The 11730-nt window shown below is 66.0% G+C and carries 9 protein-coding genes and 1 tRNA gene; 5 read left to right on the forward strand and 5 right to left on the reverse strand.

What is annotated here, in order from left to right; translation table 11 throughout:
* Nucleotides 1–54: 54 nt before the first annotated feature.
* Together SP5_RS04905 and SP5_RS04910 are read right to left on the reverse strand one after the other, a co-directional pair.
* Complete coding sequence (locus tag SP5_RS04905; protein ID WP_042484952.1) at nucleotides 55–852, reverse strand: arginyltransferase; 798 nt, start codon at nucleotides 850–852, stop codon at nucleotides 55–57.
* Between the two features lie 125 nt (nucleotides 853–977).
* Nucleotides 978–2234 carry a threonine ammonia-lyase gene (locus SP5_RS04910; RefSeq protein ID WP_042484954.1) on the reverse strand — a complete coding sequence of 419 codons (1257 nt, stop codon included), beginning with the start codon at nucleotides 2232–2234 and terminating at the stop codon, nucleotides 978–980.
* A gap of 508 nt (nucleotides 2235–2742) precedes the next feature.
* On the opposite strand from SP5_RS04910, the gene SP5_RS04915 reads away from it, so the two are divergent.
* From SP5_RS04915 to SP5_RS04930, 4 genes are all read left to right on the forward strand, one after another.
* Complete coding sequence (locus tag SP5_RS04915) at nucleotides 2743–4593, forward strand: potassium transporter Kup (protein WP_375243247.1); 1851 nt, start codon at nucleotides 2743–2745, stop codon at nucleotides 4591–4593.
* An 8-nt stretch (nucleotides 4594–4601) separates the two neighbouring features.
* Entirely contained in the window at nucleotides 4602–5102 is a 501-nt protein-coding gene (locus tag SP5_RS04920) for a 2'-5' RNA ligase family protein (protein WP_439645601.1), read from the forward strand.
* A 55-nt stretch (nucleotides 5103–5157) separates the two neighbouring features.
* Nucleotides 5158–5234: transfer RNA gene (locus SP5_RS04925), tRNA-Met, on the forward strand.
* 381 nt (nucleotides 5235–5615) lie between these two features.
* Nucleotides 5616–6794, forward strand: a complete 1179-nt coding sequence (locus SP5_RS04930) for a GGDEF domain-containing protein (protein WP_157013577.1) — start codon at nucleotides 5616–5618, stop codon at nucleotides 6792–6794.
* Nucleotides 6795–6798: 4 nt separating this feature from the next.
* On the opposite strand, the gene fdhD is transcribed toward SP5_RS04930, so the two are convergent.
* The 3 genes from fdhD to SP5_RS04945 form a co-directional block, all read right to left on the reverse strand.
* Nucleotides 6799–7575 (reverse strand): formate dehydrogenase accessory sulfurtransferase FdhD, encoded by a 777-nt coding sequence (gene fdhD / locus SP5_RS04935; protein ID WP_245613403.1) that lies wholly within the window; start codon nucleotides 7573–7575, stop codon nucleotides 6799–6801.
* Nucleotides 7576–7756: 181 nt separating this feature from the next.
* Nucleotides 7757–8287 (reverse strand): molybdenum cofactor guanylyltransferase, encoded by a 531-nt coding sequence (gene mobA / locus SP5_RS04940; RefSeq protein ID WP_241823792.1) that lies wholly within the window; start codon nucleotides 8285–8287, stop codon nucleotides 7757–7759.
* Complete coding sequence (locus SP5_RS04945) at nucleotides 8274–10562, reverse strand: FdhF/YdeP family oxidoreductase (protein ID WP_042484963.1); 2289 nt, start codon at nucleotides 10560–10562, stop codon at nucleotides 8274–8276. The genes mobA and SP5_RS04945 overlap by 14 nt, the downstream gene beginning before the upstream one ends.
* Before the next feature lie 119 nt (nucleotides 10563–10681).
* Between SP5_RS04945 and trxB the strand changes: the two genes are divergently transcribed.
* Entirely contained in the window at nucleotides 10682–11650 is a 969-nt protein-coding gene (trxB, locus tag SP5_RS04950; RefSeq protein ID WP_042484966.1) for a thioredoxin-disulfide reductase, read from the forward strand.
* The last annotated feature ends 80 nt before the right edge of the window (nucleotides 11651–11730 follow it).

Raw genomic sequence — 11730 nt, forward strand, 5'->3', positions numbered from 1 at the left:
TGCGCCCTGCCACCTCCCCTTGCAGGGGAGGAATGGGAGAGCATCGATCCCTGGTCAGGTTTCCCCGGCCTCGATCGCGGTTTCGACCGGCGGCGGCGCGATGGGGGCAGGGCTGTCGCCGGTGAAGGGCGCCCAGCCGCGCACGGTCAGCGCCTCCAGCGGCTGATAACGGGTCTTGTATGCCATGCGCGGCGACCCCTTCACCCAATAGCCGAGATAGACATAGGGCAGCTCGGCCGCACGGGCGCGCAGGATATGATCCATGATGATGAAGTTGCCCAGGCCGGGGCGGCTGTCATCCTGCGTCTCGAAAAAGCTGTAGATCATCGACAAGCCATCGCCCTGCCGGTCGGTCAGGCAGCAGCCGACCAGCCGCCCGCGCGACCCGTCGGGACCGGTCGGCTCGCGATATTCGACCAACACCGACTGGACGGGCGACAGCTCGACCATGTCGGCATAGTCGCTCTCGTCCATCGCCGCCATGCCGCCGCCGGGATGCCGCTCGCCCAGATAGCGGCGCAGCAGCGCGAACTGCTCGGCGGTCGCCCAGGGCTGGCAGGCGGTGACCTCCAGATCGGCGTGACGGCGCAGCAGCTTGCGTTGTGTGCCATTGGGGCGAAAGCCGCCCGCGACGACGCGCACCGACACGCAGGCGCTGCACCCCGCGCAGGAGGGGCGATAGGCCACTCCCTGGCTGCGGCGAAAGCCGATGCGGCTCAGCGCTTCGTTCAGCTCATCGGCATGATCGCCGCTCAGCTCGGTGAACACCTTTCGCTCGTCGCGCCCCGGCAAATAGGGGCAGGGAGCGGGGCTGGTGACGAAGAAGCGCGGGAAACGAAAAGGCGCGGTCACCGCCGGGCAGTTCCTTCGAGTGGAGGACAATAACCTTCTTTAACGATCTTCCCGTCCGAAGCGATGGGGCAGCATCGTTCGGAAACGGGACGAATCGCAAGAAAAGTGGCGCCGTGGTCCGGAGGTCAGGCGAGTTCGACCTGGGTCGTCTCGTACCCCGCCGCGCGCAGCGCCTCGATCAACCGGTGAAGGTGCAGCGCGTCGCGCGTCTCGCACTCGATATCGGTGATCAGCCCCTTGGCGGGCAGGGTGGTAAAGACGCGCTGGTGATAGACCTCGATGATGTTCACCCGCTCCCGGTCGAAGATGCGCGCGACGTTGAACAGCGCACCCGGCTGGTCCTGCAACCGGATGCGCAGGCGCGCCAGGCGACCCGAGCGGGCAAGGTCGCGCAGCAGGACGTTGGCGAGCAGGCGCGTGTCGATATTGCCGCCGCACAGCACGATGCCGACCGTCTTGCCCCGGAAACGCTCCGGGTGCGACATCAGCGCGGCGAGGCCCGCCGCGCCCGCGCCCTCGACCACGGTCTTTTCGATCTGGAGCAGTGCGCTGACCGATTCCTCCAGATGGCGCTCATCCACCAGCACGATCTCGCGCACCAGCTGCGCCACCATCTGCGAGGTCAGGCCGCCGGGCACCTTGACCGCGATACCCTCGGCCAGCGTATCGCCCGCGCAAGGCAGGTCGGTGCCGTTCAGCTTGTTGTACATGGAGGGGAACAGTTCGGCCTGGACGCCGACGACCTCGACCGGCTTGTCCGCCGCCGCCGCGACCGTGGCGATGCCCGAGATCAGGCCGCCGCCGCCGATCGGCACGATCAGCGTGTCGATATCGGGCGCGTCCTCCAGCATTTCCAGTGCCACCGTGCCTTGCCCTGCGATCACCCGCGCATCGTCGAAGGGATGGACGAAGGTATAGCCGCGCTCCGCCTCCAGCTCGCGGGCATGGGCATAGGCGGCGTCGAAATTGTCGCCCTCCAGCACCACGGTCGCACCATGCCCTTCGGTCTGGACGACCTTCACGATCGGCGTGGTGCGCGGCATCACGATGGTCGCGGGGATGCCCAGCCGGTTGGCGTGATAGGCCAGCCCCTGCGCATGATTGCCCGCCGACGCGGCGATGACACCCTTCGCCCGGGCGGCGTCGGAGAGTTGCAGCAGGGTGTTGAGTGCGCCGCGTTCCTTATAGGCGGCGGTGAATTGCAGGTTCTCGAACTTCAGATAGACGGTCGCCCCGGTCAGCTGCGACAGCGTCCGGCTGATGAGCGTCGGAGTACGGATGATCCGGTCCGAAATACGCGCATGGGCGGCGCGGACATCGTCGATGGTGACGATCGGGGACGGGATTTCCGAAGCGGCCTGAGCGGCGGTGCGACTAACCATGGTCGTGCCGTAGCCGATCGGAGGCGGGAGGTGAACCGTTTCGGGTGGTACTACTTATCTCCCCTCTCGCAGGCGGGAGGGGCCGGGGGAGGGCAACGGGTCTTACCGAGCCTGTCCTACGTGGCTTTCCCTCCCCCATCCCCTCCCGCCTGCGGGAGGGGCGTGCTTTTGGGGGCGGACCGTCGCAAGACTCTCCCCTCCCGCAGGCGGGAGGGGTTGGGGGAGGGCAAAGGGGTCTCACGGAGACCGGCGTCCGAAGCGCGCCTTTCCACTGTTGCATTGCGGCATCGCCCGCCCGCCGAAATCGTGCAGTGATGCAACAAGCCTTCGACCCCTGCGTTGCTGGCCTTTTGGGGCCATGCTAGGGCGGCGCGATGATCACAGGGTTGCCACGGATGTCGCCGATGATCCTTTCCATCACCGGCACGATCCCCCAGTCATGAGCGTCTCGCCCACCGGGATCGCCACCACCGCGAACAAGGATATCTATCCCCACCCGCCGCAGGGCATGGCGCGCCTGGCGCTGGGCGCGATCGGTGTCGTGTTCGGGGATATCGGCACCAGTCCGATCTATGCGTTCCGCGAAACCTTCGCCAACCCGCACCATCCCCTGCCGCTCGACAATGCGCATATCCTGGGCGTTATCAGCCTGATCTTCTGGTCGATGATGATCGTCGTTTCGGTCAAATATGTCGCGATCATCATGCGTGCCGACAACAAGGGCGAGGGGGGCAGCCTGGCGTTGCTGGCGCTCGTCTCCGGGCAGACCAAGACGCGGCGCTGGTCGCGCGGGATCATATTGCTCGGCGTCTTCGCCACCGCGCTGTTCTATGGCGACAGCATGATCACCCCCGCCGTCACCGTGCTGGGCGCGGTCGAGGGGCTGGCGGTGGCCGCGCCCGCATTCGGCGGCTTCGTGCTGCCGATCGCCATCACCATCCTGATCGTGCTGTTCAAGATCCAGCGTTCGGGCACCGAGCGGGTCGGCCTGTTCTTCGGCCCCGTGATGCTCGTCTATTTCGCCGTGATCGCGGTGCTGGGCATCATGAGCTTCGTCCAGACGCCGGAGGTGCTGCAGGCGCTGTCGCCGCACCATGCCGTCCGCTTCTTCTTCATCGATCCGCTGCGGGGGTTCCTGGCGCTGGGTTCGGTCGTGCTGGCGGTGACCGGTGCGGAGGCGCTCTATGCCGATATGGGCCATTTCGGGCGGCGGCCGATCGGCCTTTCCTGGCTGGTCTTCGTGCTGCCTGCCCTGATGCTGAACTATATGGGGCAGGGTGCGCTGCTGTTCCGCGAAGGGGCCGCCGCGCTGGAAAGCCCCTTCTACATGCTGGCGCCGGAGGGGTTGCAGCTGCCGCTGGTGATCCTGGCGACCGCCGCTGCCGTCATCGCCAGCCAGGCGGTCATCACCGGCGCGTTCTCGGTGACGCAGCAGGCCATCCAGCTGGGCTTCATGCCGCGCCTGCGGATCGAGCATACGTCGGCGGTGACCGCCGGGCAGATCTACATCCCGCTCATCAACTGGATGTTGATGGTGATGGTGATCCTGCTGGTCCTGTTCTTCCGCTCGTCGTCCAATCTGACCTCGGCCTATGGGATCGCGGTGACGGGGGCGATGCTGATCGACACCTGCCTGCTGGGGGTGGCGCTGACCCGGCTCTGGAAATGGCCGACCTACGCCGCCTTGCCCTTGCTGGGATTGTTCTTCCTGGTCGACGGGGCCTATTTCCTCGCCAACCTGACCAAGGTGCCCTCGGGCGGCTGGGTGCCGTTGCTGATCGGTTTCATCATCTTCACCTTCCTGACCACCTGGTCGACGGGCCGCAAGCTGATGATCCAGCGGCTGCGCGAAGGCACGATGCCGATCCACATCTTCATCGATTCGGCGGCGGGCGCGGCGAGCCGGGTGTCGGGCACCGCGATCTTCATGACCTCCTCGCCCGAGGGGGTGCCGCACGCGCTGCTCCACAATCTGAAGCACAACAAGGTGCTGCACGAGCGGATCATCCTGCTGACCGTCAAGATCATGAGCCAGCCCTATTGGCCCGAGGACGACCGCGCGAAGCGCGACGATCTGGGCCATGGTTTCCATCGCCTGGTATTGCGATTCGGCTTCATGGAAGAGGCGGACGTGCCCGCCGCGCTGAAGCGGGTCGAGATGGAGGGCGGCGCGTTCAAGATGATGGACACCAGCTTCTTCCTGTCGCGCCAGACCCTGCTCGCCGCCGAGCGGCCGGGCATGTCGATGTGGCGCGAAAAGCTGTTCTCCTGGATGCTGCGCAACGCCGAGAGCGCGATGGAATTTTTCCGCCTGCCGACCAACCGCGTGGTCGAGCTGGGCAGTCAGGTGGAAATCTGAACCAGCCGTTGGCCCCGATCATCGTCACCGCCCTATTCGGCCGCGCCGATCAGGGCGCGTTCGACGCCTTGCGCCGCCAGCATTTCCCGCCCGAGCGCAATGTCCTCGACGCGCATTGTACGCTGTTCCACCATTTGCCGCCCTCGGCCGAGGCGGAGCTGAAGCATCGCCTGAACGGCCTGACGCGCGGGGTGCGAGCCCCCGACGCAAGGGCGAGCGGGCTGATGTCGCTGGGCCGGGGCGTGGCGATTCGGATCGATTCGCCCGGCCTCGTCGCGATCCGCCATGAACTGGTCGACGCCTTTGCCGGAATGCTGACCCCGCAGGATGCGGGCGGATGGCGCGCGCATGTGACCATCCAGAACAAGGTGACGCCCGCCACGGCCAAGCTGCTTCTCCAGCAGATGGAACGCGATTTCCGCCCGCGTGCCGTGGAACTGATCGGTCTGGGCACCTGGTGGTATCGCGGCGGCCCATGGGAAATGCTTTCCCGTCATTTGTTCGCTTGACGCCCGAAAACAGCCTGTCTATAGGCGCGCCTCCACCGGGTGGAACGCCTGGCATGGCGAAGTAGCTCAGCTGGTTAGAGCAGCGGAATCATAATCCGCGTGTCGGGGGTTCAAGTCCCTCCTTCGCTACCACCCGGTGTATTTCCTTCAGCATTCACGACGATGACCACGCCCCTTGGCGCCTGCCGTCGTACCCCGTCACAGGCGTGTCGACGCTTGCCATCCGATGTGGCGTCGTCGGCGGTCGCGGGCACCAATGATGCTTATGTCCGAAACAGCGGAGCCGGATCGGGGAATTCGGCGGATTTGCAGCCTGTCCGGCATGGCATATCGACCCCGATTGTTATATCGTGCCCGGCATCCGGAGAGGACGGGGGCTGAGGGCCGGGTGCTTTCGTGCGCCTTAACCTCTCCTTTTCCTCTGTCAAATAGGTCTGCGTCACGATGTCCTCCAGGAGCCTCGGATCTTAGGTCGTGAATGCCGCCGTCTATGCCTTGATAGCCAATAGCTGCATGGCGGCGCTTTTCGTCGTGACCTACGGCGTGATCGCGCTGTCCTATTCGCGGCAGCGGGCGGCGGCCTGCTTCATGGTCAGCTATCTGCTCGGCTTCTTCACGCCCATCTGCCATCTGCTGGTGCTCTATACCGATCACGTCGCGCTGTTCTCGGTCGTCGGTTACGGCGTGTTCCTTGGCGGTATCCTGGTGATGGCGGTGGGCATACAGGCCTTTGTCGGGCGTCGCCCGCCATGGCGGCTGATCCTGTTGCTATGGGGTGCCGGACTGGCGCTGCGGCTGGCGATAGCAGACGGGCCACGCAACACCTTGCCCTATGAGCTGATGTTCCAGCTTCCCTTCGCCATCGCGTCGTTCGTCGTCATGCTGACGGCGCGCCGGATCGCGCAGGGTGGACCGATCCGGGCCATGTTGATCGGTATCTTCGGGGTGATCGGCGTGCATTTCCTGCTGAAGCCGTGGCTCGTGCTCACGCTCGGCTCGGGGCCTACGCCGAAATCCTATCTGAGCAGCGTCTATGCGGTGGTCTCGCAGATCTCGACCGGCGTGCTGCTGGTCGCAGCGGGGCTGTGCCTGATGCTGCTGGTGATCCAGAAGGCGCTGGAGGAGACGATCCTCGATGCCGAGACCGATCCGCTGACCGGGCTGACGAACCGGCGCGGGCTTTACCGCGCCGGCCCCCGCATGCTGGCGGAAGCGGCGATGCACGGGGAGGGGCTTCATGCCCTTGTTCTCGACCTCGATCATTTCAAGGCGATCAACGACCGCCATGGCCATGCGACCGGCGACACGGTGCTGGTCGCCTTTGCGCAGGCGGTGCAGGCGCTGACCGCGCCGGACATGCTGGCGGTGCGCATGGGGGGCGAGGAATTTGCCGTCCTGATCCCCGATGCCGATAGCGACGCGCAGGATAACCGGGCGACGCGGCTGGGCGACGCGATTCGCGACGCCTTGAAGCCCTTCGCGACGCAAGGGCTACCCGGGTTGACGGTCAGTGGTGGGATCGTCCGGCATCAGGCGGGCGAGACGCTCGATGAGCTGATTGGGCGTGCCGATCAGCTGGCTTACCGCGCCAAGCGGGCCGGGCGTGACCGGATCTTGCAGGATCCTTCCGATCTCGCGTCCAGGTCTGACCAGCCCGACTGGGTGGAGCGGCGGAGGCTTGCGGCAGGCTGATCGGTCAGGCGAAGCAGTCGTGCGGATCGTGCGCGACCAGCATCGCATCGGACCGGGCCAGCGCGATCAGGGTCAGGCCATGCTGACGGGCATGATCGATCGCCAGGCTGGTCGGCGCGGAGATTCCGACCAGCAGGCCGACCCCGGCCACCAGCGCCTTGTCGACCATCTCATAGCTGATCCGCGAGGTTACGAGGATGAAGTCGGGGCTGAGCACCGTCCCGCGTGCCAATGTCCCGACCAGCTTGTCGAGGGCATTGTGCCGCCCGACATCCTCCGCGGCGGCCAGCACCATGCCCCCCGCGTCACAGGCAATGGCGGCATGGACCGCGCCTGTTTGCCCGTTGAGCGGCTGGTGCCTCCGGACGGTGGCAAGTGTGGCGAACAGTGTTTCCACATCCACCTGGGGCGCGGGAGGACGTCCGGTGACGGGGCGGGCGATCTGCTCGAGGCCTGAAAGCCCGCACAGCCCACAACTGGTATCGCTCGTCCGGTGGCGGACCCGGTCCTGCATCCGCCCGCGCAGATGCTCGGCCAGCGTCACCCGGACGATCCAGCCGCTTTCGGCCGCAAAGGGCTCGATGTCGAGAATGTCGCCGGGCGCGTCGACCAGCCTTTCGGTCAGGAGAAAGCCGGTGGCGAAATCCTCCAGCCGCTCGGGCGTCATCATCATTACCGCATAGCCGAACCCGTCCACCTCGATCGCGACCGGGCATTCGACCGCGATGTCGCGGTCGATGGGATCGGCCGTGCCGTCCGGCGACAGGCGGATCAGTGTCAACGTCTGGGCAACCCTCAAACTATTCCTCCCCTGCAAGGGGAGAGGGACCATGCAGGGCATGGTGGTGGGGTGTCCCTGGGTGCGATGGACGTCCCAGCTCGCTGATCGGGACACTCCTCCGTCAGGCCTGCGGCCTGCCACCTCCCCTTGCTGGGAAGGAAAGGGTCTATCCCCATCCGGCTCACAGCGCGGCGAGGTCGGCGGGCGTGTTCACATTGGCGATCGGCTGGGGCGAGGCGATGGGGATCGCCCCGATCGCGCGTACCCAGCCACGTACCGAGCGGTCCCGCCCGAGCGAGAGATGCGCCATCAGATGCGCACCCAGCGCGGCGGGCCACAGCCCCAGCACCGGCGCATCCTGGCAATAGCTCGGCTCGCGTCGCAGGACCGCCTCGATCAGTCCTTGCGGAAGGCGTGGCATGTCGCATCCGATGGTCAGGACGCAGCGAAAGCCGTGGCTCGCGGCATAATCCAGCGCGCCCGCAATCCCGCCCAGCGGACCCAGGCCGGGGGCGGGCATGTCGGGCACCCCGTCCACGCCGCCGACCTGCACCACCCGCGCGCAATGCGGGGCGATGATCGCACGGGCATGGGCCACCAGCGTCCGGTCGCCCAGCATCGCAATCGCCTTGTTCGATCCGAAGCGCGACGAACGTCCGCCGGTCAGCACCGCGCCCAATATGCTCATGACGTCATGCTCATGCCCGGGCACGTACCTTCACCGGCACCGACTTGCCCGCAGGGACATGGCTTTCCAGCGCATGATGCTCCAGCGGGATCAGATAGTTGAGCTCGGGATAATAGCCGCCGATGCACCCTTCGGGGATGTTGTACTCGACCACGCGCAGGCCCTCGACGACGCGCTCCTCACCGTCATCGGCATCACTCTCCAGCGCGATGGTCTGACCATCGGTCAGGCCCAGCCGGGCGATGTCGGCCTTGTTCATCATCGCCACCATCCGCGTGCCGCTGATCCCCCGGAAGCGATCGTCATAGCCATAGATGGTCGTGTTGAACTGGTCGTTGGAACGCAGCGTGATGAGCCGCATCCGCCCCTCGGCGGGGGTGATGCCCGAGGCGTCCATCGCGCGGGGCACGTTGAACTCGGCCTTGCCGCTCTCGGTTTCCCATTTGCGGTGCGAGGCGGGATTGCCCTTCCAGAAGCCGCCCGGCTCGAACAGGCGATCGTTGAAATTGGCGAACTTGTCCGGATAGACATTCTCGATCGCGGTGCGGACAAGGCCATAGTCGCCGACCCATTCGTCCCATGGCACATTGGGGTTGGGCTCCAGCACCGCCTTGGCGATGCCCGCCACGATCGCGGGTTCGGACAACAGCGTATCGGCGGCGGGCGTCGCCTTGCCGACCGAGCCATAGATATGGCTGAACGAGTCCTCCATCGACACGGCCTGGCGACCGCCTTCCTGCATGTCCGTCTCCAACCGGCCGAGGCAGGGGAGGATATAGCTCTCTTCGCCCGGCACCAGATGGCTCTTGTTGAGCTTGGTGGCGATATGGACGGTGATGGGGAGCTTCGCCCAGGCCGCCTTCATCCTGGCATGTTCGGGCGTGGCGCGCAGGAAATTGCCGCCGAGCTGGACGAAGCCCTGCGCGGTCCCGGCGATGATCTGGCGGCAGGCCTCGACCGTGTCCCAGCCATTTTCGGTCGGCGGCTCGAACTCGAACAGTTCCTTGAGCCGCTCGACGGGCGCGAGTTCGGTCTTCTCGGTGATGCCGACGGTGCGCTGGCCCTGCACATTGCTGTGCCCGCGCACCGGGCCGGGACCTGCGCCCTCGCGGCCGATATTGCCGCGCAGCAGCAGCAGGTTGACGATCATGTGCAGCGCGTCGATGCCATAACGGTGCTGGGTGATGCCCATGCCGTACACCGCAATCACGCGTTCCGCTTTCATATACACCCGCGCCGACTGTTCGATCGCGTCGCGGGTCAGGCCCGAATCGCGGATGATGTCGCCCCACGCCGCATTGCGGCAGTAGTTGGCGAAATCCTCGAACCGGGTCGTGTGCTGCTCGATGAAATGATGGTCGAGGATGCGCTTGGCGCCCTTGGCCACCGCGCGGTCATCCTCCTCGATCACCAGCTTGCAGATGCCGGTCAGCGCGGCGATGTCGCCGCCCGCCTTGACCTGATGATATTGGCTGGAGATGTCGGTCGAGCTGCCGGTCAGCATCTGCACCGGGTTCTGCGGCGAGGCGAAACGCTCCCAGCCGCGTTCGCGAAGCGGGTTGAAGGTCACGATCTCCACCCCGCGCTTGGCGCAGGCCTGGAGATTGTGGAGCATTCGCGGCGCGTTGGTCGCGACATTCTGCCCGAAGGAGAAGATCGCGTCGCACTTGTCGTAATCCTCCATCTGGATCGTCGCGACGGGCGATCCGATGGCGGACTTCAGGCCGACCGAGGTCGTCTCGTGACACATGTTCGAACTGTCGGGCAGGTTCTGCTGCCCCCACATCCGCGCGAACAGCGAATACATGAACGAGGTTTCGAGGGAGGCGCGGCCGGAGGCGTAGAGCACGACCTTGGTCGGGTCGCAGCTCTTCAGCTTGGCGCCGATCGCGGCGAACGCCTCGTCCCAGCTGACCGCGACATATTTGTCGGACGCCCGGTCGTACCGCATCGGATGGGTCAGGCGGCCCGCCTGTTCCAAGTCGTGGTCGGGCCAGGACTCCAACTCCGTCACACTATGCCTGGCGAAGAAATCCGGCGTCACGCGAAGCGAACTGAGTTCCCAGGCGGTCGCCTTGGCCCCGTTCTCGCAGAATTCGGCGATGTGCGGCTTGGCCGGTTTACCCCAGGCGCAGCTGACGCACATGACGCCGCCGGGCTTGTTTTGGCGACGCAGCGTGTCGAACACCTCGGGACCCAGCCCTTCCTTGGGCAGGACCTTCGCCATGCCCTTCATCGAGCCCCAGCCGCCGGCAGGGGCGGTATATTCGGTGATCTTCACATCGTCGTCGTCGCGCATCGGGCAAACCTCCACTTGCAACGCCAAACGAACCAGGCGCGGATTGGCCGCATGAGAAGCGGTTCATTTTTGGACGAGCAGCGCCTATCTGGAGGCAAATCGTTTCACAGGATTCGGACATGACCACCCACACCACGCGTATGCTCATCCTCGGTTCGGGGCCTGCCGGGCTGTCCGCCGCCATTTACGGCGCGCGCGCAGGCATGCAGCCGATCGTGGTGCAGGGCATCCAGCCGGGCGGCCAGCTGACCACCACCACGGATGTCGAGAATTATCCCGGCTTCGCCGACGTCATCCAGGGGCCTTGGCTGATGGAGCAGATGCAACGCCAAGCCGAGCATGTCGGCGCGCGGATGATGTGGGACACGATCACCCAGGTCGACCTGACCAACCGACCGTTCCGCCTGATCGGCGACGGCGGCGACGTCTATGAAGGCGAGGTGCTGGTCATCGCGACGGGCGCGCAGGCCAAGTGGCTGGGCCTGGACAGCGAAGAGGCGATGAAGGGCAAGGGCGTGTCGGCCTGCGCGACCTGCGACGGCTTCTTCTATCGCGGCAAGAAGGTGGCGGTGATCGGCGGCGGCAATACCGCGGTCGAGGAGGCGCTGTACCTGACCAACCATTCGGATGACGTGACGCTGATCCACCGCCGCGACAGCTTGCGCGCCGAGCGCATCCTGCAGGAGCGGCTGTTCGCGCATCCGAACGTGAAGGTGCTGTGGAACAAGGAAGTTCGCGAGTTCGTCGACGGCGGCGGCAATGCGGGCCTGGTCGCGCTCGACCTGCTCGACACGGTGACGGGCGAGCATAGCCGCCTGGACGTCGAGGGCGGCTTCGTCGCGATCGGCCACCATCCGGCGACCGAGCTGTTCCGCGGGCATCTGGAGCTGGATTCGGACGGCTATATCGCGGTCGAGACGGGCTCGACCCGGACCAGCGTGCCGGGCGTCTTCGCGTGCGGCGACGTGGCGGACAAGGTGTACCGCCAGGCGGTGACGGCGGCGGGCACCGGCTGCATGGCCGCGCTGGATGCCGAACGCTTCCTCGCGGCGGCCGAGTTCGAGGAACTGGCCAAGGCGGCGGAGTAAAAATCCTCCCCGGCACGGGGAGGGGGACCATCCGAAGGATGGTGGAGGGGGGCTTCCACGAAGGGCGTCCCTCGCGGCGA

The sequence above is a fragment of the Sphingomonas parapaucimobilis NBRC 15100 genome (genome assembly GCF_000787715.1).
In the GTDB taxonomy this organism is placed as follows: Bacteria; Pseudomonadota; Alphaproteobacteria; order Sphingomonadales; family Sphingomonadaceae; genus Sphingomonas; species Sphingomonas parapaucimobilis.